The following is a 22,467-nucleotide window of genomic DNA, read 5'->3' on the forward strand; positions in this document are numbered from 1 at the left end:
TTGGTTTTATTAAAGGGGCAGTATCACTGTAAGCCGCAATGGTAAGGGGTATGACGCTTGAATAAAAAAAGGGGAAGCAAATGCTTCCCCGAAACAACCTCAAAATGAGGTCAACTAACGCAAGTTGGTTGTACTAATCAGCACACTATAAAACGTATTTAGCAGATAACTGCACGTAATCAGAATCGGCATCAGATTCTGCCATTTCAAAGTTACCTACCTCTAAACCAAACGATAATTGCTTGGTAAAGTTTTTAAAGATGTTTACGCCCCAGTGTGAACGATCTCTGTCAGTTAAGTCTGTTTGGGTATTACCGTAGAACACTGAACTACGCATATCTTCAGTCCAGAAGTGACGGTAAGCGACCATAATTGATGTAGTGTCTTCGGCTTCTTCGCCAACCATATCTGTTGATGCTGTTACACCAACGTAGCGACCAACGTTACCACCATGGATTTGAAAGCGAAAATCGTCTTTGCCAAAGGTTTTAATGCGACCTGCAACACCGTAACCAAAAGCAGATTCACTTTGGTTGGTTACACTTTTTAATTGGCGCGCTAAACCTGATATTGACACGTTACCCCAGTCACCTTTAAAGGTGTATTTGGCAATAAAATCAGGCACTGAGTCATCTCTTGTGGTTTTGTCACCACGATAGCCGCCATAACTTTCTGGGTTTTCAATCGCAAGTTGTAAGCCACCTAAGGTATAACGAATTTGCCCTTGACGGATAAAGGCAGATGCCACTAAAGGACCACCAAAGTCGGCAGCTTCGGCAAGTGAGCTGGTGTTTTGGAAGGTTGTCCAGGTTTGACCAACCAGTACATCTTTATACTTAATAAAGGCATGGCGTAAACGTGGCTTAGATGAGTTAGAAATGACTTCGTTACCACCACCGGCAACGGCATCACCATAAAAGTCCATTTCAATAAAGCCAGTAACATCGCCGTGTACATATTTAGTGTTAAAACGAGTTTCATTCACTGAAATGCCAAAGTTTGACTGGCTTTCAGGAAGTACAGTACCACCACCATACCAGTAATCTGTTGCCGCAATATTACCGTCAACATAGCGGGCATCTGCTTTGATATAACCGCCAAAGGTAATTTTATTATCATCGTCTAACTTAATGGTATAGCCGGCGTTGGCTGCAGATGTTACTGCTAATAGGCTAGTTGCTAGAAGTAGCTTTTTAGTTTTAAATCCTGAACGTTTTAACATTATTATTCCCCATTTTTAAATATTCCTATGCGCGAGGTACTTAAGGTATATCGGCTTATCATAGGATGATTTTTTATTGTAAATTAAACACTTATTGTCGTTCTATATAGTTAACCTGCCTTAAGGTCTTAGTGCCTCTTTGCTGCTGGGCAAGTTAGAAAATTATTATGTTATTTTGTAAGGGTGACAGCTTTATGACTGTTTTTTGTACTTACGAGTTAATAAGTTAGAGGCAAAGCTTAGTTAAGGATATTAGACCTAAGTCTAAATTATTGGCTAATTTGTATAGACTTTAGTCGGTGAATATCTGAGCAAACGCAGCTTAGCGTTTGCTTATTTGGCTTTAAAGCCTATACGGAAACCGCCCCAGTGCTTGCCTGCAACAAAAATAGGGGAGGAAACATCATGCATCACCTCACCAGTATCTCGTTTATAGGTTTGTAACAAGAATTTTTCTGTGTGTTTGCCACAACGTATGCCTGTTGGATCATCAAAAATTCGCTTAGTTCTATTGTTTACTATGTCGACTTCAGGGTTGCCGGTTAATGGCTTAGAAAAGCATTTGTTGTGGGTTGGGAAGTAACCATTTTTATCAACCGCGCCTGCGTATATCATCTCACTAAACTGATTGAGTAATGGCTCTTGAATATCGGGTAAGCATTTATCGGTGAAGGAATCGAAGCTAGTGGTGTATTTTTTCGGTTCGCTATTACCCAACACTTGATAAGAAAAATTGAATAAAGCTTGTTGGCTAATTTTGCCATCTTGTATGCTTTGCTCGAACAATGCTGATACTTGCGCTGCCGCTTGCTGTGCTTGCTGACACATGGTCATAATAAGGTTGCTACTTTCAAAGTGAGAAATATCAACAAATATAGATTCTGTGCTTTGCGATAAAGAGGCTGCCTGAGTAGATACCGTTTGGGTTTGTTCACTTTTTGCAATTAAGAAGTCGTGCAAATTACCCACAGAGGCTGATATTTCTTCTGCGGCATTATCTTGCTCAGCTAAAGCATGGCTGATTTGTTTACTAGCAGAGGATGACTCTGTCATTAGTGCATCAATTTGCTTAAAGCTTTGGGATAAGTCAGTCATGGTTGAGACAACATTATCGGTTTGCTCAACGATTTGCCCCATAACCGTGGTGGTTTCACTGGTTTCATCGCTAATTTGTTTTAACATGTCGCCAATTTGTGCGGTGGCATCAGCCGTTTTTCCAGCAAGTGCTCGCACTTCATCAGCAACCACGGCAAAGCCTCGGCCTTGCTCGCCAGCTCGCGCTGCCTCAATAGCGGCATTGAGTGCCAGTAAATTTGTTTGCCCTGAAATGCCGTCAATAACATCAGTAATACTTTGTATTTCTTGTGCTTTCACCGTTAATGATTGAATTTTTTCTGAGGCGTTGTTAACGGCTTCATTAAGCATATTCACAATGGCAATATTATCGGTTAACTGAGCCGAACTTGCTGAGCTAGCGGTCATTGCTTGACTGGTTTGTTCTGAAGTTAAGGTAGCATTGTCATTGATTTGTTTGCTATTTAATGACATTTGTTCAGCTGCTGTTGCCAGGCGATCAACATCTTGGCTGGATTTTTCTATGGCTGCGCTTAATTGTGCAAGAAAGTAGCTAACTTCAGCAGAGTTTATTGCTAACTCACTGGCTTTATTAACAATATTATTACCTATATCAGCATAAGCCTTGTTTGGCTTGGCTTGATTGTCTTGCGCTGTGCTGTTGAGCTTTGCAGTTAATAGCTGGCGGCATACGATAAATATAGCCGCAGCTGAAATGATAAAAATAATAGTCGCCACTAAAGTTTTTGAGCCGATAACATAACTAGCAATATAGGTGATAATAGCAATGGCTAGTGCCATGGGTAGGGCAATAAACAAGGCTTTACTGTTACGAGTAGACATAATACTTTCTCCGCCATTAACTCGTTTATGAAGGGTAAGGTCACTGTGAGAATAACATTATTGTGTGAATAAAATGTAGCCGAAAACTACTAGACTTTAGTGGTAAGCTTTTATTTTTATTGCTTTAAAGTTCAGGTATTAAGCTAGTGTTAGTTAAGCTAATTTAATGTAGGATCGGATAAACGTTTAATATCAACTTGTGGAAAATCAGCTTGTGAAAATATCAGTAAGTTTTGCTTTTCAATATGCGATAGTGCTGAATATTTGTTTAATGTTCGTAAGGGTAATTTAACCAGAGACTGCACTTGCCCTGTGGCAAAAGCGTAGAAGTTTAAGGTATGGTGATTTAAGTAGTCTGCTTGAAAGTAAATGCCCTGTGTTGAAACAGTCCAATTATAGCTATTATTAAACTCAGTGTTGCTTAGCACTTGGCTGATGTTAGCGCCATCTTTATTTGCTTGAAATAACCATAAGCCTTGGCTATTAGCGCGGGTAAACCAAATTCTTTGCTCGGCATCTTGCTGAGCAATTAATATATCTTCCTTGATAAGTTCAGTGCTGGTATCGCTGCTTAATTCAAAGCGATGCAAATGATGTTGGTTGTTGCTTGAGGCAACGGCAATAATAGCGCTATCGTCATAAGACCACTGCGGTCTAAAGTGGGCATCAAATTGAGTGGTTAAGCGTTTAATATGCTTAGTGGCAACATTTACCACGACAATTTCATTGGCTAAGGTTTGTTTTTTGCCAGCGAGAAAAACAATATGCTGACCGTCATTTGACCACTGAGGAAAAGAGACTTGCCCTTTTAGCGTGGTTAACTGTTGTCTTTGTCCGCCATCTTGATCAGCCAGCCAGATTTCGTGATGACCAGATTCATTGCTAACAAAGGTGATTTGCTTGGCCTTTGCTGAATGGTCAGGAGAGTGATAGCTAAATTTTGATTGTAGCAGTGGAAAGGGCGCTGCTGGTGTCTCGTTGCCAAGAGCAAGCGATGATAAATGACTTTTAACTTGCCAGTGGTGATAAACCATATCAAGACTATTGGGCACAGTGTTAGGATAACTAAAGCCAGTTACGGCTAACTCAGTGATGTGTTTGTCTTTGATAAAAACACGATAACCTTGCCTGGTATCTGACTTTTCTGCAGAAAAGACAATACTGTCACCACTTGGATGCCATACTAAGCCTTTAATATCGGCTTCGCCAAAGGTCAACTGTTGGCTGTCTTGAGTTTTTAGATCAATAAGAAAGATATTCTCAACGAGCTTTTCTACACGTCGAGTGACTGCAAGGTAGTCATCATTGGGTGAGAAAGCAAAACGCCTATCTTGATACTGACATGCTTGATAGCAGGAAAATCGCTGTGGCTTTGCCTTGTTATCATTTAAGTTTAAAAAGTAGATGCCCGGCAAGGGCTGTGCGTTCGTGTGATGGGTAAAAGCAAGGATATCGCCTTTACTTGATAAGGCGAGCTCAGCTTTTACCTTAGTGGCACAGTTAGCTAGCACTTGACGTTGAGCTTTCGCAAGGCTTAAACGGATCACTTGGCAGCGACTATTATCCCATGAACGACTAGTGTAAAAGAGGCTGTCGCCGCCTTTACTCCATGTCGGCGATGCTTCAATGTCAGCACTAAAGGTGATTTGTTTCGCGGGCAAATCTGGCTGCTGTAGATCTTTTACATACAAGTTGGGTGTTTCACCTATTTTTCGCCATAAATAAGCTAAGTGTTTACCGTTAGGAGAAATGGCCGGATATAACTCTCTACCGGGATCGGCAGTGAGGTTTTCGATATGGCGCTGGCTATCTTGATTGAGGTAACTGATGATAACAATACTAAAGCTTAGTAGCAGTGCCGTTGCTGCTATTAGCTTGGTTGTTAAAAAATTAGCCTTACTTTTAGCCTCTTTGCTCGGTGTTTCTTGCTGATAGTTAGGCGCAAGCAATAGGCGGTAACCACTTTTGCGTACGGTTTCTATATGCGAGTCACCATCGGCTTTAAGAATTTGTCGTAATCGCCAAATGGCATTGGTGAGCGCTTTCTCGCCGACAGGGTAGTTACCTTGCCAAACGGTATCGATCAGCTCATTTCGGGTTACCAGCTTAGGGTAACTTTGCGCTAAATAAACCAAAACCTCCATGATTTTGGCTTGTATTTGTATGCTGTCTTCGTTGGCAAATTGTATGTTATTTGCTTCAGGGGTGACATGAAAGAGGCCAAGGGTGAATGACTCAGAGCGGGGCATGTCGATTTAGTGACCTCTTTGATATTCGTGTTAATTAGCTGAAAGTTAGCTAGGTTGCGTCATTTTACTTACTTGGAAAATGTCGGTCAATTGCTGCTCGGTTAACAGTTGCTGCTCTCTAATTAAATCAATCAGTGATGTGTTGGTAGTTAAAGCGGTTTTCGCTAATTGTGATGATACTTCATAACCTAAGTATGGGTTTAACGCCGTCACTAAACCTAAGCTGTTATCGAGCAAGTCTTTACAGCGCGCTTCATTGGCACTGATGTCTTGAACGCATAACTTAGTAAACATAGTGCTGGCTTTGGTGAGTATACTCATGGACTCTAAAATATTTACGGCAATAAGCGGCTCCATGGCGTTCAGCTGTAATTGGCCTGCTTCAGCTGCCATTGATACCGCAACATCATTACCAGTAACTTGATAGGCACATTGACTAACCGCTTCAGGTATTACAGGGTTTACCTTGCCTGGCATAATTGAGCTACCGGGTTGTCTGGCAGGCAAATTAATTTCACTTAAACCAGCACGAGGCCCCATGCTTAACAAACGTAGATCATTGGCAATTTTAGAGAGCTTAATGGCTAAGCGTTTTAACGTGGCTGAGTAAATAACAAAAGCGCCCATATCTGAGCTGGCTTCAACTAAATCTTCAGCTAAGCTAAATTGCATATCAGTGATGTCTGCTAGGGCATTTACCGCTAAGTTGGCATAACCTTTTTGAGTGTTGATACCTGTTCCTACTGCTGTACCGCCAAGGTTGACTTCTTTTAATAACTCCCCCATAGATTCGAGTAATCTAATGTCTTCTTTGAGGGTGGAAGCAAAACCTTTGAACTCTTGCCCTAAGGTCATAGGAACGGCATCTTGTAATTGCGTTCTCGCCAGCTTGATAATGTCTGAGAATTGCTCCGCCTTATTGTCAAAAGCATCCATTAGCTCAGTTACTGCCGCTAATAAAGGCGCTTGCTTTAGCAGTATGGATAAGCGCACCGCACTAGGGTAAACATCGTTAGTTGATTGCGACATATTGACGTCAGAGTTAGGGTGCATAAATTGATATTGACCTTTTTCATGACCCATATCGGTTAAAGCGATATTGGCAATCACTTCATTGATATTCATATTGGTTGAAGTGCCTGCACCGCCTTGAATCATATCAATGGGAAAACTGTCATTAAAATTACCGGCAATTACTTGCTTGGCGGCACTGGTAATTGCTTGTGCTTTTTCGTGGCTTAGTAAATTCAGTTGCTCATTGGCTTGAGCACAAGCGTGCTTAACCATAGCTAACGCTTGGATAAGCTCAGGGTAGTCTTGTAACTTATTCGGTGATAATTGAAAGTTATCTATGGCTCGTTGCGTTTGAATGCCGTAATAATGCTCATTACTGAGTGTCATAGAGCCAAGTAAATCATGTTCGATGCGAGTATTTTTTGTTGTCATTTGGGCGTCTCGGTAAAATTTGCCGATAAGGTAAATATAAATGGATTATGACGCCAATGCTGTTTTAATTAACGGGTATGCAAAAAGTGCATAATGTCGCTATGTTGCCCTTACAGCTTGATTTTTGCTAAAGAGTTCCACAATGAATTAAATGCGGGTGTGGTTTGTTGCTTTCTATATAGGCGAACTTCGAGTTGGCTGTGCCAATGCTCATCACCACATACGATAAGCTGCTGGTTATCGATTTCACTTTGTAAACTAAACTCTGGGATCCAAGCGACACCAAGACCTTTTAACGCCATCATTTTAAGCCCATCAGCCATGGAAGATTCAATATTCTTAACGAGTTTTGCTTGTTGGCGATTTTGTTTAATAACCTGGGCAACTGAGCGACCCAAAAATATATTTTGTTGATAGGCAAGGTAAGGAATCGCCTCTGCTTGCTTTTGATCTAAATGATAAAGCGGCTGACCTTGTTTATCGACTTTGCATACTGGTAGTAATTTGACTTGCGCTAATAACAGTGAATCTTGCTGATATTTATTTAATAGCGGATCGGTAAAGGCTAATAGGTAATCACATTGTTGTGAGTTTAATAAGTCGACACAGTCGTCGGCATCGGCAATATGTAATTTGCAGGAAATGTTATTAGAAAACTGATTAATATGCTCAAGCAGCGCAGGGAATACACCGGTTGCCAAAGTATGGGTGGCAGCAAATTTAACTTGTTGTTTGTCGGCGAGCGTTGGGTTTATCTGGCTAACACCTTGCTCAAGTGTTGTCAGTACTTGCTGACAGGTTTGGGCGAATAACTCACCTTGTGCTGTCAATTGAATCGGTGATGAAAGCCGGTTCACAAGTTTACAGTTTAAGTGGTTTTCTAAGCTTTGAATACGTCTGCTAAATGCTGGCTGACTAACATGGCGCATATTAGCCGCATCAGAAAAGCTCAAACTTTGGCTAAGCTGTAAAAAGTCTTTTAACCACTTTATTTGTAGATCCATAGTGTCTTTATGCTCGGTATTTTCGCCGCGTTAGTTGAGCATGCTACGAAAATACCTTGTTGAGTTAGCGCTGTTATTTATCTGTAGCAGCTATTTTGGCATGGAGAATATTAACTTGCCACTGTTGTGCTTTTTGTTGTTTCGCTACCACTAACGCCCGTTGGTAATAGTGATGTGCGCTAGTCATATCCGCTAATTGTTCATAAACCCCAGCAATGGCTTTTATATGTTCGATGGAGTGTTTAAACTCGACTTCAACGGCTTTAAGTAGTGCTAACGCTGTTTTGGGGGAGTCAAAGTGGCCTGCATAGCTTGCTTGCATGGCAATAAAGGCTTGCTTACTTGCTGGCAATTGTTCGCTGGCATACTGAATGAAATTAGGCAATTCTTGCACTAAGCCTGCTTTGTAATGCATGCGTATAGCCGCCTTAATAGCAGCTTTGGGTATGCTTTGCTGAAAATCAAACTCATCCATTACTTGTTGGTAGTGGCCGATGATATCGGTAGCAGAATCAAATTTAGCCAGTTGTTTTTCTGGGATATACCAAGCATTAAATAGCGTTTTTAAATTATTACGCAAGGCAATTAGGCCAACAGAGTTGTGATTTTCATCGTCGTAATGGCTAAACGACCAATTTAGGTTTGCCGGTTGATTGACATCTAAAAAGTTCAGTAAGTCATATTGGCCCATACGAGTTTCATCACCTAATGATAAAAATAGTGAAACTGGCTTATCATCACTGATCTTAAGTTTGCTTTCTGCCCTTTTAACTATGGCGTTATCGCCAAGCCATACCGATGGACTAATGGCAATGTAGTTATTAAATGAAGTAGGCTGTTCAATCAGTGCATTTAATACAAATAACCCCCCCATAGAATGGCCTACTATGCTTTTATGTGGGCTGGTTCGGTATTTTTTCTCAATAAAGGGTTGTACCTCATCGGTTAAGAAAGACAAGAATAGCTTGGCTTGACCTATTACTTTGTCATCCCTTGGTGTCGCTATACTGTCGGGTGTTGTGAACTTGTGATAACTGTCAGTGCCTTTGTCGCTAATAGCAACGACGATGACATCAGGAATACGTTGCCCCTTGTTGGCTAGTAAGTCCAGCATGCCAGCGACACCAGAAAAGTTATAGTCGCCGTCCATCAAATAGATGACCGGGTAGCTTGCATTTAAGTGAGCGTGGTAGTTTTCCGGTAATAGTATTTGTAACTGCCGTTTTTGTGCGAGTAGTTTTGAGTTAATTTCAACCCTCTCGCCTAAAGTAAATGGGTTAGCCTGGCTGGTAAAGCTGGCTATTGAGACAAGCAAAAAAGCTAAAATAAATAAAGATCTAATCATATACCCGATTGAAAATAAGAATTATTTGAGGGCGAAAGCATAGGTGAATTTTTCGTGCTTGGCAATGTGATTTCTTGCTCAGTCATGCCATAGTCGATGCAATGGCTATTATGGAGAGCATACGCGCAGACAATAAAAAAGCTGCCTAAGTTGGCAGCTTTGTTAAGATAAAGTAACTAGTTCTCTAGCTTTCTTTTTTCGCTTTTAAATTAGCTTTGTGCGGTAATTCATGCGCAGGCATTTCTTTACCGTCATTTTTCAAGTAATGATCCATCCAACGCATTAAACGTAAGCTGTAATCATATTTTGCCGCGGCTTTGCGGTTACCATGACCTTCACCTGGGTAGTAAACTAAACGTACTGTTTTGCCACGTACCTTCATGTAGCGATAAAGCTCCATTGATTGTGCCGGGTGCACACGTGGGTCATCTTTACCGTGCATAATTAATAGTGGTGTTTGTGATTGTTCAACCCAGTAAATTGGGCTGCGCTCTAAGTACCACTGCCACTTCTCCCAAGGGTAAGAGCGAGCGTGTACTAAGTGCATTTCATTAGAAATATCTGTAGTACCAAACTTAGATAATTGGTTAGCAATACCAACAAACATGACACTAGCAGCGAAGTGTTTAGTCAGTTTAGTTGCGCCCCAAGCTGAAGCATAGCCACCGTATGAGCCACCAGTAATACCAACTTTTTTCTCATCAACTAAACCAATTTTTACTAAGTGATCTTTTAAATCAACTAAGTCATCAAACTCTTTACCTGCATAGTCATTTTGACCTAGCTTAGAGTAGTCAACACCTTTACCTGTGCTACCGCGGTAGTTTGGATAAAATACTGCGTAACCATTCGCTGCCGCTAGTTGACCCGGACGAGAATAAGCGGTTAACCAACCATTCTTATCATGGCTTTCAGGGCCGCCGTGTACCGACATAATAAGTGGGTAACGCTGACCTTTGTCGTAATCTAATGGGTAAACTAATACACCACCAATTTCTACGCCATCACGTGCTTTAATGGTAATGCTTTCTTGCTTAGCAAATTTTACATCGTCTAACCATTGGTTTGAATTAGTTAAGCGTGTTTGCTTGAACTTGCCACCACGAAGCATAAAGACTTCGTTAGGGTGCTTAGCGGTATTACCACGTAAAACAACGGTTTTGTCTGAATCAGAAACACTTAAGTTTGCCGCAATGAATTTGCCTGGTTTAACAATACTCTTGTACTTGGTCAGGCTAGGCTTAACTTTAGCAACAATAGAGTCGGTACCAATATTTGAGATAAAGAACAATTCATTACGCTTATTTGCCCACTCAAAATCAGCAATATGACCTAAGTGATTAGGAATCCACTCTTTAATGTTACCTGTTTTGCTTTCGGCTAAATATAAACGGCCAGTGGCAGGGTCGTGCTTATCTTGTGCGCCTAAAATGGCAATGTATTGACCATCGTAAGAAAACTCAGCAGCACCCAATTTACCTTCAGTAGCAAATGATGTTTTAACTGCTTGTGTTTTCGCGTCAACAATATGCCATTGTGACTTCATGTATTTGTCATCAATGAGTGCTGTTGGTTGTGTTTTTACCAATAAGGTTTCACCATCAGGTGAAAAGTGTACGTCTGAAACATAGTTTTCAATATTCCATGCTTCTGGCGTTAACTTAGTTGCCGCGTCGGCTAAATCAACCACATATAAGTGTTGGTTGGTTAAATCTTCTTCATAGACTTCAGCTTTAAAGCCGAGCTCTTTTAATTTCTTAACTGATTTGTCTTTGGCTTTTTTTGCTAAAATAGCAACCTGCTTGTTATCTTCACTTAAGGTATAGCTATTGATGCTAGTGCCTTTTAATGAGATAAACTTTTGTGCTTGACCACCGTCTTCGGCGATGCGGTACAGGCTAGTAAATTTATCGCCTTTCATTTTGCTTAAAAAGTAAATGTAATCACCGTCGGCAGACCACTGAATGCTGCGAATGTTTACTTTACCTGTGATATACGGACGCTCTTTACCTTCATCATCAACTAGGTATAACTCAGCCCAGTTTTTACCGTCTTTTTCAACATACAATTCACGTGGCACAGAGCGAATAAAAGCAATGTTTTCACCATCAGGGCTAACCTGTGCTTGGCCAACACTTTGTAGCGTGGCTAAGTTTTCATGGGTTATGGTGTTTTCAGCAGCAATGGCTGAGTAACTAAGCAAGCCAAGGCTAATAGCTAACGCTTGCTTGATAGATTTTAATTTCAGATTCATGTTTATTCCTAATCTAAGTCCTACAGAGAAACCAAATTTTGTTCAGTATTGCTGAGCAAAATGGTCAAGGGGAAATCCTAGTATTACTGCTCGATTTTATGTGTTTTTGCCTTGCAAACCAACAGCGTTTTTTATCAAAGTCGATGAATGGAGAGAAAATCGAGATTAAATAGAGCTAAATGCCGACATTTTATCGTTAATATTACGCTTTTTAGCAGATGTCATTGTTATTTTTTGTTGAAGTTTGCTAGCTAATAGGCCTAGTATTAAGGTACTGGCTTTTAGTATATTGCAGGCACTTTATTAGATAATGATAAAAATAACGCTTCATTTATGTTTTGCTTTATTGGTTATGCTATCAAGTGTTGCTCACGCCCAAAAAACACTACACATAGGTGTTGGTAATTTCCCGCCTTTTTTTATTGAACATGAGCAAAGTGGCTTATTTTTAGAAATCACAAAAACTATTTTTGCTCAGCTACCCGATTATTCACCTAGTTTTATTTTTATGAGTAATCACCGATTATTGCATGAAATTAATAGCGGTAAACGTCTTGATGTTGCCTGTAATATTTTTGCTGGCCCTGATGTAAAAGGTTATTTATCTAAGCCTATTTTTCGTTATCAAGATGTCGCGGTGACTAGGAAAAAAGATAATTTTAGCATAGCGTCAGTTGCTGATTTGCAGTCACTTTCTATTGCGGCTTATCAAGGTGCTACAGAGTTGTTGGGCGCTGACTATAAAGCGATGGCGATGACTAATGCCAATTACAGCGAACATGCGCATCCAAAAGAAACCACCTATTTACTTGTTTCAGGGGAAAAAGCGGTGCGTGTTGGTGATATCAGTATTTTTTTGTATGACCTAAAGCGAAAGCAATATGCCAAGACAACCGATATGAAACAAACTGATTTTACTGTGCACCGTATATGGCAAGATGTATATAGCCATATGGCGTTTAAAGACAAAGCGCTGCGTGATGAAGTCGATAGTGTTATCACTCAGTTACTTGAAAATGGTGTTATAGATAAGATTTATCAAAAGTATCAGCAGTAAACAAGCTCGAAAGAGCAGTAGCTATTCTTAAAAAGAAATTTTTCAAAATCTATCTATAATTGGTGATAACTAAATGCATCAATGCTTTTAACTATCATTTTGGTGAAGGATTCGCGTTTTGATCTGTTCAAAGCATAACGAGGTAGGTTATGCATCAGGTAATCTTTTACCTATTAATCTTAATTTCTTTCGCCAGCCTAGCAAGTGAGCGGCAGGAGATTATTTGGCTTTCAGATGATGAAAATTATGTGAAGAATTTTCGTCAACCTAGGGCTGATAATATCGACTCTGATACCAACAATTTGTTATTAGCGAAAATAAAACAGTATGACATTAGGTTGCAGTACACACCGCTTGGTCGTATTGAAAAATTAATGACATCTGGTGACAACTATTGCATTGCTAACCGCCTAAAGAACGCTACCAGAATCAAAGAGAATCTCTTTAGTTTGCCAGTTAACTTGTTTGTTGGTTTACGTTTATATTCTAGCCAAGCGATAGAGCCAACCCTGATAGATTCAACAGGCGAGTTAAACTCTTTGCATGATTTATTCTTAGCCAAACCTGAAAACGTTTTATTAGTGAGCCGCGGTCGTTCATACGGGGATATACTTGACCAACAGGTGGGTGAAATCGCCGAGAAAAACCTCTATGTGCTGTCAGGTCAAAGCTATATTCAGGCCGCATTTGAAATGTTGGCCCATAATCGCGTTGATTATATTATTGAGTACCCCGCAGAAGTTACCATGATGTTAAGAAAACACCCTAGAGCACTTAATGTAAACTCGGTTAGTATTAAGGGTTCGAAAAATTATGTTATTGGTTATTTGGCGTGCAATAAATCGGCAATAGGACAGAAGTTTATTGATTATGTTAACACCCTGCTAAAAGATCTATATCAAAGTGAAGCTTTTTATCAGGCACATGTGCGTCATTTAACACCAGCAGATGTCGCTGTGTTTACCCGCTATTTTAATCAGGAGTTTGCTACCAATTATACAAGTGCTGGCAATTAAAAAAGCCTGCATGTGGATTAGCAGGCTTTTGATTTATAAGGTAGTTTTGGCTAATTAACCAAATCGTTGATTTAAATAATCAAATACCGCTCGAATCCCGAATGCTTCACCGCCTAATGGGCGGCCTGATTGTTTACGAATATTAAAGGCCATAACATCAAAGTGAACCCAATCAGTGCCTTCATTAATAAAATCTTGTAAATATAATGCTGCGGTTACCGCACCACCAAAAGGTACTGTGGCACAGTTAGTCATATCGGCAACGGTACTTTTTAGTAAGTCACGATAAGGTTTGTACAATGGCATACGCCATACCGGGTCGGTAATTTTACTACCAGCTAAGGTGATACCGTTGGCAACGTCGTCACTGGTAGAGAAAAATCCTGGTAACTCTGTGCCTAACGCGACACGCATAGCGCCGGTTAAGGTGGCAAAATCAATTAATAACTCTGGGTTATCATTTTCAGCCTCAGCAAGGGCGTCACACATAACTAAACGACCTTCAGCATCGGTATTGTCAATTTCAACACTGATGCCTTTACGAGTAACCACAACATCGCCTGGGCGAAGGGCATTACCTGATACAGCGTTTTCTACCGCTGGGATAAGTACGCGTAAACAGATAGGTAGTTTATGCGCCATAATAAGTTGCGCTAAACCAAGTACATGCGCTGAGCCGCCCATATCTTTTTTCATGTTACGCATGCCGGCAGCAGGCTTAACATCTAAACCACCACTATCAAAACAAACGCCTTTACCTACTAAGGTGACTTTAGGGTGTTTTTTATCGCCCCAAGTTAAATCAATCAGGCGTGGTGCATGGACACTGGCTCGGCCTACTGCATGAATGGTTGGGTAATTTTGTGTTAATAAGTCATCGCCAATAATGTGTTTAACTTCGCCGCCAAACTCATCAACCAAATCTTGGGCAGCGTGGGCTAAGTCTTCTGGCATCATGTCGGCTGCTGGTGTATTAACTAAGTCACGAACTAAGCTTGTTGCGCTAGCGTATTTACTTGCGCTATCAACCAGTGCTTGCTTACCTACTGCTAATACAGGTAGTGCTTTTTCGGCTTTTTTATTGATGTAACGGTCAAACTGGTAAGCACCGATTAGCCAAGCAAAACAAATGGCTTGATGATGTGCCTCGTCAGCCTGTAGCAAATATTGGCCCTCAGGCAACTGGGTAATTAAATCGCCACAAGCAAAGTAGTGGCTGGCATCATCAACAACAAATACGGCTTGCGCTAAGTCGCCATTTTGTTTTGGCAATAAGGCGAGACCTTGGCTGGAAAAGCCGGTTTTTGTTAACCAATTTTGGCTAAAATCATCTTGTTTTGCTAACCAGTTATCATAGTTAGCCTTTTCTAAAATTGTCAGCGGGGTACCTGTGGTATCGGCATTTAATAGATGGCTCATGGGTTTCCTTTGTTTGCTGCTGTAATGAATGTTTTGATTGTAACCTAAGATTGCCGGATAAAAAGCGAATTTACGGCATTTATTTATCGATTTAATCTGGTTTGATAAGAAATTATCTTTTTATAAAGCTTAGCTTACATTGACTAACCTAAACTCGGCCTTGGGAGTTTGTCAGCAAGGAGATAATTTAACAAATTTTTTGCAGAAGAGTGACTAGAGCAAAATATCTTTCAGTAACAAGGTGTGTTTTTGCTGATTTTTACTGGTTTGAGCAAGCAGTAATTCAGCGGTAGCTATGGCGTCATTTAAGGCATTATGGGCGTGGTGTTCAGGTAATTGGTAGCGGTTACGTAGGCTTGATAACCTAAGCTCAGAAGGGTCGTAAGCAACATCTCGTTTATCAAGTTTGCGTTTGGCAATGGCTAAGGTATCTATAATGGGAAAGGTGGGTACTAAGCCATAAAGTTCAAAGCATGCTTGTTGTAAGAATTGTTTTTCAATGCGGGCGAAGTGTACCAGCATTACCTTGCCAGTAAGCGCTTTTAGTAAGGCTTCAACGACAATACGTAGCTTTTCACCCTGATCTTTTTGCTGATCGGTAATGTGATGAATAATAACATTACTTTCTTTTAATTGTGCTTTGGTTTTGATGATTTGGTGATAGCAGGAGTTTAGCTTAATTTGCTGTTTTTCAATTTCGACAAAGCCAACACTGAGTAATTTATCCTGTTTCGCATCTAAACCTGTGGTTTCAAAGTCTACCGATAAAATCGGTAAGCGAGATATCGGGGTTTTCAGATCGGGAAAGGGCACTGATAAAAAGTCTTTTAACGCACCGTCGGGGGCTTTTTTGAGTAACTGCTTACGTTTGCTTTCATAGCCTAGTAGCCAGTTAAATAAAGGCGAGTTTGCTATCGCGCTGCTCATGATTAAAAGCTCGACTGCCTAGCATCTTGCAGGGTTTTTATCACTTTAAAGGCATCTTTTAAATGTTCACGCTCCAGTTTTGATATTTCTTTTGGTGATAAATAGTTATTGGCACTTTCGCCACGTATCAGTGCTTTTGCTTGATGCTCTACTCTAAGCATGCCCAAAAACTCATAGGCATCAATTAGGTTTTCAGCGGAAGCGCGCGTGAGTGACGGCGTGCCTGCGGCTTGTTGAATGCGCTCTATAGTGTTAACTGCGCTAATACCTTCAGCTAGTGCGTAGATGCGTGCCAAATCTACTACCGGCGCTATGCCATTGTGTTTTAAATCAAGCGTGGCTTTGTGCTTGCCATTTTGTTTAAGAACGAAATCACGGAAAAAGCCCAGTGGCGGTCTAAGCCCTAAGGCATTTTTTGACAGGTGTGCGAGGAACAAGGTACTGCTTTGCGTTTTTTTCAGTACCACGGCTTTAACGTCGTCTAGTAAAGATTTATCACCATAGATGGTATCTAAGTCAAAAAAGACACTGCAATTTAATAACGCTTTCGGGCTTGGCGTATCAACCCAGCCATTAAAATATTGCTGCCAGATTTTTTTAGGTTGTCGCCACTTTCTATTGGTGGCCATAATATCGCCGGGACAATAAATAAAGCCACATTCAGCCAAACCATCACAAACAAAGTTGGCTAAACTTTCAAACCAAGCATCATCGTATGGTTTCATGCTATCGCAAATAATAATGGCATTATCTTGGTCTGAATGAGCCAGTTGCTCTTGCCTTGCTTGTGAGCCAGCCGCTAGCCAGGCATAAGGCACAGGCGCTTGACCAAACTTATATTCTGCCATTTCAATAAGACGTTTGGTAAATGCCATAGTGATGGCACTGACACTTTTACCGACGTGATCAGCACTGCTACCTAGCTTAGCCAAACGTATTTGTAATTTTGGCAGTAAGTTACTGATTTCTTTCAGCTCTTCAATGCTATTGGCTTTATGAATAATGCTTGAGAGGTTGATGGCGTTATGACCTTCATTGTTAATGAGATCTGTTACCGTCACCATGCCCACTAAGCGGCCATATTTAGTCACTGGTAAATGATGAATGTGCTTTGCTGTCATGGTCATTAGCGCATCATAAGCATTATTTTTAATATCTATGGTGCTCATATTCGCGGTCATGATGTCACTGATGGCGTTAGTGATTGCTAAACCTTGGGCGACGCAGCGACGGCGAATATCTTTATCTGTGATAATGCCAACCGGCTCTTCGCCATTAACGACCACTAAACAAGAAAAGCCTTGCTCAGTCATTTGAATCGCCGCTTGTTGAATGCTTGCTTTGCTTTCAATGGTGGCAACTGGGCTATGATAGAAGTTGCTTACCGAGGTATTCATTAACGTTGACGCTAAAATCGCCTCTTCGTTAACTTTAGACATTTTGGTTTTTAAGCGTTGGGCAGAATCATGACTGAAAAAGTCGCTGATGCTGGGAAACTTTTCACCAATATTGCTGAGAATTTGCGTGTCTACGCTATACACTAAGCTGTCTTCGTCAGTTTGTACTTGGCTAATACCATCGTGTTGAGCTATTTCTTCACTACAAAACGCGGTACATAAATCACCTTCGCCAAGCTTGGCAATTAACTCATTATTGGCCGATAAACAGCTAATGGCGCCTTTTCTCAGTATGTATAACCTAGGCTCATTAATGCCTTGTGGCGGTAGCAGTTCATTTTTGCGTACATAATTAATGTTTAGCTCGCGAACAAGTTGTGCCAGTACTTGCTTTGGCAAACTATCAAAAGGAGGAATGCTTTGAATAAATGTTGTGATTTCAGAAAGTTCTGTATCCATTTTCTCGTACGCCTAACGAGTGAGTGACTCTGTTAATTTAGCGTTTTTGTCGATTTATTAGCAAGTGTTATTCGTCGCTTTTAGACTAAAGTTGCAGTTGTTTATCAGCCTTGACCCTTGAAAAGCCGTTAAGCTAGTAAAAATGGGCGTTTCATTTAGGTTTAACAATGAGCAAATCACTACTTAAACTGGGATCTAGACTAAAGTTTAATACCCGCCTCAAATGAAGCTTGCTAGGGTAGTTGATAGTCGAAGGTGCATATGGATTTTTGTTACTGCAGTTTAGCTAGGCAAAAATCTATATTCAGGCTTCAACTACAAAATTATTACTATAAACAGCGTAAAAATAATAAAACAACGCTATGTCGCTAGGAGACTATTGTGGAAAATAAAGAAGCATATTGGCAGGAAAACCTGCGCTTGATCTTTATCTGTCTTGCAATCTGGTTTGCGGTTTCATTTGGCTTAGGTCTACTTCTGGTAGAACCATTAAATGCAATTCGCTTAGGAGGGTACAAACTTGGTTTTTGGTTTGCACAGCAAGGCTCTATCTATTCATTCTTAGGTTTGATCTTTTGGTATGGTGCCAAAATGAACAAACTTGATAAAAAATATCACTCGGAGGGCTAAAGATGGATGAGTTAAAACTTTATACCTACATCGCAGTTTTTGGCACGTTCGCGTTATATTTTGGTATTGCTTGGTGGGCTCGCGCCGGTTCTACTAGTGATTTCTACGTAGCGGGTGGCGGTATTACACCATTCCAAAACGGTATGGCAATTGGTGCTGACTGGATGAGTGCGGCGTCATTCATTTCAATGGCAGGTCTTATCGCTTTCTTAGGTTACGGTGGCTCTGTATTCCTAATGGGTTGGACTGGTGGTTATGTATTACTAGCCATGTTACTTGCTCCTTACATGCGTAAGCACGGTAAGTTCACTGTTCCTGAATTCATTTCTGATCGTTACTACTCTAAAACTGCTCGTATTGTGGCTGTTGTATGTTTAATCATTGCTTCAGTAACTTATGTAATCGGTCAAATGAAAGGTGTTGGTGTTGCCTTCTCTCGCTTCCTAGAAGTTGACTATGACTTAGGTCTAGTGATTGGTATGGTTGTTGTTTGGGTATATGCCGTACTTGGTGGAATGAAAGGTATTACTTATACGCAAATCGCTCAGTATGTAGTAATGATTTTTGCTTACACAATTCCAGCTGTATTCATCTCATTACAATTAACAGGTAACCCAATTCCACAATTAGGTTTAGGCTCTACTTTAGCTGATGGTAGCGGTGTTTACTTACTTGATAAGTTAGACATGGTAGTTACTGATTTAGGCTTTAAAGAGTACACCACGGCTAATATGGGCGGTACATTGAATATGTTCGCTTATACTATGTCACTTATGATTGGTACTGCGGGTCTTCCGCACGTAATTATGCGTTTCTTCACTGTACCTTCAGTACAAGCGGCACGTCAGTCTGCTGGTTATGCCTTAGTTTGTATCGCATTACTTTACACTGTAGCTCCAGCTGTTGGTGCAATGGCTCGCTTCAATCTTATGAACACAATCGAACCTGCTGCTGGTGAGAACCTTGTTTATGACGAGCGTCCACAGTGGTTTAAAGATTGGGAAAAAACTGGTTTATTAAAGTTTGAAGATAAAAATGGCGACGGTAAAGTTCAGTACACAGCCAATGCTGAAACGAATGAAATGGTTAAAGTTGACCGTGACATTATGGTACTAGCTAACCCTGCAATCGCGAACTTACCTAACTGGGTTATTGCGCTTGTTGCAGCCGGTGGTTTAGCAGCCGCACTATCAACTGCTGCTGGTTTATTATTGGCAATATCCTCATCGGTATCTCATGACTTAATGAAAGGGGTCTTTGTACCGGATATGTCAGAGAAAAATGAGCTATTAGCAGGTCGGGTAACCATGACCATCGCAATACTGTTTGCCGGTTATCTGGGGATGAACCCGCCTGGATTTGCCGCCGGTACGGTTGCATTAGCCTTTGGTTTAGCGGCATCAAGTATCTTCCCGGCGTTAATGATGGGTATCTTCTCTAAGAAGATGACAGGTCAAGCAGCGGTTTGGGGTATGATATCTGGTATCGGTGTAACTATGTTGTACGTATTCCAACACAAAGGTATTATGTTTATCCCAGGTACGTCATTCTTAGGTGACATGGGTGCAAACTGGTTCTTCGGTATCTCACCAAATGCCTTTGGTGCCGTGGGTGCGCTAGTGAACTTCGGTGTAGCATTCGCTATCCTTAAGATGACTGCACCAGCGCCAGATCACATTCAAGACTTAGTTGAGAATATGCGTATTCCAACAGGTGCTGGTGCTGCGCACGATCACTAGAAAAAGCTATGTTAGTTGCTTAAGCACTAAGTAAGCAGCTCCCACAAGGCTAGACGACGATGTACTCAAGTTGTCTAGCCTTTTTTATTAAAAAAGCTTGGGTTATCATTGTGATACTCAAACCTAGATAATAGAAATCATTTATGAATAGACATACTAAACTTGCCTTTATGGTGGCACCATTTTTAGCTATCTTAGGTTTTATTGGCGCTGACTTTTATAAAGAGAATGAAGCGCAACAATCCAAGGTTGTTCAGCTAAGCCCTGAAGGACATTGTGATGTTATTAATCAGAACTGTATCTTAGCTTCAGGTGAGTTTAAGATTAATGTTTCAGATAAGGCTGGTGTTACAGAAATTAATTCTACCTTCCCACTTGATAGCGCGACGCTATTTTTGGTGGATCAAAGTGATAAAATGACACCATACCCGCTGGGCATGCAGAAAAGCCCGTATTATTGGCAAAGCCCTACCCATTTAAGAAATGTAGCCAGTAACAAAGGTGATAGTTATAAATTGAGGTTGATTGCTAAGATTAAGGGCGGTCAATACATTTCAGAATTTTACACGCAAACGGTTAAGTAAGCTCTAATATCATCCAGTGAATATGGAGCTATCTAAGGCTAGTTCCATTGTTATTAGCAAGCGCTGTAACTGCTGCCATTGCCTTTTAGCTAACGCGGCAAATTTCTGCTGATATGCCTGTTCAGTGTGGCGTTTATTTTCATACCACAAGCCATTGATTAAATAGCTAAACAGTAAAAAGTAGTGAATGACTTGTTGATTGAGTTTTGCTGGCGGATTTTGCTCTTGATACTGTGTGCTAATAGCTGCAATTTGCTCTACTGGCAACTCATTCACTGCAATTAACATGGCAATATCAAACTCGGCTGGTGCTTTGCAGCTACACTCAAAATCGATTAACCAGCTGCGGCTGGCTTTATCTATTAAGATATTATTAAAGTTTAAGTCGCCATGACAGCTAACTAGCTCGCTGTTAATGTCTGTATGGCTTTTGATTATTGCCATTAATTGTTGAAAAGTTGCTAGCTGCGCTGAACTATAGCTGTTTGCCTGTGCCTTGATTAAGCCGTTATAGATGGTTGTTATATCAAGTGTTTCACAAGAAACAGCAAGTTGATGAAAACGGGTCATTAATTTAAGCGCACAAGCTATTTTATCCGCAATCGCGAGTCTTGTATGGCCTAAATCTTGGCCATCAATATAGTCGCTAATGAGCCAGTGTTTATCACAATAAATAATACTCGGGCTTAAATTGGCATCAGCGCTTATTTGGCTAATGGCAACTTCGTCACTTAGGTATTGCTGGCCAACATACTTAGCAAAATAATCTTTGTCATCAGCACAGACACGATAACTTGGTTGGCTTAAACCCGTAGTTATTGCCTCTATCTGCGTTATATCAGTAAAACAACTGAGCTTTTGCAGTTGTGTTAAGGATTTTGCTGACTCGTTCACTCACTAACCTTCAACGACAGGTGTTGATGCTAATGGCACTTGCTTGTGCTGATATTGTTTGCGCCATGTTAGGTAGCCGTATACGGCAATGACAACATAAATAATAAAAAGTACTGCGGTTGGTAGCAGTGATTTTTCGATATAAAGATAAATAGACACTAGATCGATCACTATCCAATACAGCCAGTTTTCGAGTACTTTTTGCGTGACTAAGTAAGTGGCAAATACCGCATAAACTGTGGTGAAGGTATCTAAATAAGGAAAGGCCGCCGGCGTGTAATTCGCCATAAAATAGCCTAGTGCACAGGCTATTACCGCTAAGATCAAACAAGCTTTAATATGCCAACTGAGCTGCCAAGAAACTATGGTTATTGCTGATTCACTTTCATTGCTATTGTTAGGCTTTTGCTGCCAGCACCAATAACCATAGGCGGCCATTACTAAGTAATAGCCGTTTAAGGCGCTATCCATTAAAAGCAATACGTCGTAAAAAATATAGGTATACAAGGCGGTGCTAATAAATGCGGCTGGCCAGCACCATAAAGAGCCTTTAGCCGCTAAAATTACATAAGCTAGCGCTAACAGCATGGCAGTTAGCTCTAGCAAGGGTAAGTTAATGAAATAGTTTAGTAATGCTTGCATTAACTTTCCGCTTCTACATGTGAACGATCACCATTAATAAATTTGCAAACAAATACCGCAGCATCAAGCTTTTCATGGACTAGCTTGATTTCCTGCATTACGTGTTTTACGGCTAAGTCGTAGTCACCAAACACTTGTGTACTCATGCCATTGGTGACGACTTTTAAACCGTCAACTTGACGTAATCGTTTAATAAAAGCCCAGATTTCAGACTTAAACTCTTGCTCTGCCAGCGGATACAAACTTAATTCAATGGAGATGTTCAT

The 22,467-nt window shown here is 40.7% G+C and carries 18 protein-coding genes; 5 read left to right on the forward strand and 13 right to left on the reverse strand.

Annotated elements, in window-relative coordinates; all coding sequences use genetic code 11:
* Nucleotides 1-145: 145 nt before the first annotated feature.
* The 7 genes from EMK97_RS11960 to EMK97_RS11990 all read right to left on the reverse strand — a co-directional run bounded on the left by EMK97_RS11960 (nt 146) and on the right by EMK97_RS11990 (nt 11,437).
* Complete coding sequence (locus tag EMK97_RS11960; protein WP_130602472.1) at nt 146-1,222, reverse strand: DcaP family trimeric outer membrane transporter; 1,077 nt, start codon at nt 1,220-1,222, stop codon at nt 146-148.
* 333 nt (nt 1,223-1,555) lie between these two features.
* The gene (locus tag EMK97_RS11965) at nt 1,556-3,139 is read right to left on the reverse strand and encodes a methyl-accepting chemotaxis protein (protein ID WP_130602474.1); all 1,584 of its coding nucleotides are present in this window, start codon (nt 3,137-3,139) and stop codon (nt 1,556-1,558) included.
* 158 nt (nt 3,140-3,297) lie between these two features.
* Nucleotides 3,298-5,388, reverse strand: coding sequence for a winged helix-turn-helix domain-containing protein (locus tag EMK97_RS11970; protein ID WP_130602476.1), 2,091 nt, complete (start codon nt 5,386-5,388; stop codon nt 3,298-3,300).
* Between the two features lie 45 nt (nt 5,389-5,433).
* Nucleotides 5,434-6,834 (reverse strand): aspartate ammonia-lyase, encoded by a 1,401-nt coding sequence (locus tag EMK97_RS11975; RefSeq protein ID WP_130602478.1) that lies wholly within the window; start codon nt 6,832-6,834, stop codon nt 5,434-5,436.
* Nucleotides 6,835-6,944: 110 nt separating this feature from the next.
* Nucleotides 6,945-7,838 (reverse strand): LysR substrate-binding domain-containing protein, encoded by an 894-nt coding sequence (locus tag EMK97_RS11980; protein ID WP_130602480.1) that lies wholly within the window; start codon nt 7,836-7,838, stop codon nt 6,945-6,947.
* Between the two features lie 73 nt (nt 7,839-7,911).
* Nucleotides 7,912-9,183 (reverse strand): alpha/beta hydrolase, encoded by a 1,272-nt coding sequence (locus EMK97_RS11985; RefSeq protein WP_130602482.1) that lies wholly within the window; start codon nt 9,181-9,183, stop codon nt 7,912-7,914.
* Between the two features lie 184 nt (nt 9,184-9,367).
* Complete coding sequence (locus EMK97_RS11990; protein ID WP_130602484.1) at nt 9,368-11,437, reverse strand: S9 family peptidase; 2,070 nt, start codon at nt 11,435-11,437, stop codon at nt 9,368-9,370.
* Between the two features lie 310 nt (nt 11,438-11,747).
* Between EMK97_RS11990 and EMK97_RS11995 the strand changes: the two genes are divergently transcribed.
* Together EMK97_RS11995 and EMK97_RS12000 are read left to right on the forward strand one after the other, a co-directional pair.
* Nucleotides 11,748-12,494 carry a substrate-binding periplasmic protein gene (locus EMK97_RS11995; protein ID WP_130602486.1) on the forward strand — a complete coding sequence of 249 codons (747 nt, stop codon included), beginning with the start codon at nt 11,748-11,750 and terminating at the stop codon, nt 12,492-12,494.
* A 149-nt stretch (nt 12,495-12,643) separates the two neighbouring features.
* Nucleotides 12,644-13,510: a hypothetical protein gene (locus EMK97_RS12000; RefSeq protein WP_130602488.1), complete on the forward strand. Its 867-nt coding sequence runs from the start codon at nt 12,644-12,646 to the stop codon at nt 13,508-13,510.
* A gap of 54 nt (nt 13,511-13,564) precedes the next feature.
* On the opposite strand, the gene EMK97_RS12005 is transcribed toward EMK97_RS12000, so the two are convergent.
* The 3 genes from EMK97_RS12005 to EMK97_RS12015 all read right to left on the reverse strand — a co-directional run bounded on the left by EMK97_RS12005 (nt 13,565) and on the right by EMK97_RS12015 (nt 17,712).
* The gene (locus EMK97_RS12005) at nt 13,565-14,929 is read right to left on the reverse strand and encodes a leucyl aminopeptidase family protein (RefSeq protein WP_130602490.1); all 1,365 of its coding nucleotides are present in this window, start codon (nt 14,927-14,929) and stop codon (nt 13,565-13,567) included.
* Nucleotides 14,930-15,142: 213 nt separating this feature from the next.
* Entirely contained in the window at nt 15,143-15,856 is a 714-nt protein-coding gene (locus EMK97_RS12010) for an exonuclease domain-containing protein (RefSeq protein WP_130602492.1), read from the reverse strand.
* Between the two features lie 2 nt (nt 15,857-15,858).
* Nucleotides 15,859-17,712, reverse strand: a complete 1,854-nt coding sequence (locus tag EMK97_RS12015; protein WP_130602494.1) for a putative nucleotidyltransferase substrate binding domain-containing protein — start codon at nt 17,710-17,712, stop codon at nt 15,859-15,861.
* Nucleotides 17,713-18,093: 381 nt separating this feature from the next.
* On the opposite strand from EMK97_RS12015, the gene EMK97_RS12020 reads away from it, so the two are divergent.
* The 3 genes from EMK97_RS12020 to EMK97_RS12030 all read left to right on the forward strand — a co-directional run bounded on the left by EMK97_RS12020 (nt 18,094) and on the right by EMK97_RS12030 (nt 20,665).
* Nucleotides 18,094-18,342 (forward strand): DUF4212 domain-containing protein, encoded by a 249-nt coding sequence (locus EMK97_RS12020; RefSeq protein ID WP_130602496.1) that lies wholly within the window; start codon nt 18,094-18,096, stop codon nt 18,340-18,342.
* A gap of 2 nt (nt 18,343-18,344) precedes the next feature.
* On the forward strand, nt 18,345-20,081 hold the full coding sequence (locus EMK97_RS12025) for a sodium:solute symporter family protein (RefSeq protein WP_130602498.1): 1,737 nt from the start codon (nt 18,345-18,347) through the stop codon (nt 20,079-20,081).
* A gap of 143 nt (nt 20,082-20,224) precedes the next feature.
* Complete coding sequence (locus tag EMK97_RS12030) at nt 20,225-20,665, forward strand: hypothetical protein (RefSeq protein ID WP_130602500.1); 441 nt, start codon at nt 20,225-20,227, stop codon at nt 20,663-20,665.
* Between the two features lie 9 nt (nt 20,666-20,674).
* On the opposite strand, the gene EMK97_RS12035 is transcribed toward EMK97_RS12030, so the two are convergent.
* The 3 genes from EMK97_RS12035 to EMK97_RS12045 are packed head-to-tail and all read right to left on the reverse strand — an operon-like array spanning nt 20,675 to nt 22,467.
* Entirely contained in the window at nt 20,675-21,559 is an 885-nt protein-coding gene (locus tag EMK97_RS12035; RefSeq protein ID WP_130602502.1) for a phosphotransferase, read from the reverse strand.
* 3 nt (nt 21,560-21,562) lie between these two features.
* On the reverse strand, nt 21,563-22,201 hold the full coding sequence (pnuC, locus tag EMK97_RS12040) for a nicotinamide riboside transporter PnuC (RefSeq protein ID WP_130602504.1): 639 nt from the start codon (nt 22,199-22,201) through the stop codon (nt 21,563-21,565).
* Nucleotides 22,201-22,467, reverse strand: a complete 267-nt coding sequence (locus tag EMK97_RS12045) for a hypothetical protein (protein ID WP_130602506.1) — start codon at nt 22,465-22,467, stop codon at nt 22,201-22,203. Before EMK97_RS12045 ends, pnuC begins: the two co-directional genes overlap by 1 nt.

The organism is Litorilituus sediminis, assembly GCF_004295665.1.
GTDB classification, from domain to species: domain Bacteria; phylum Pseudomonadota; class Gammaproteobacteria; order Enterobacterales; family Alteromonadaceae; genus Colwellia; species Colwellia sediminis.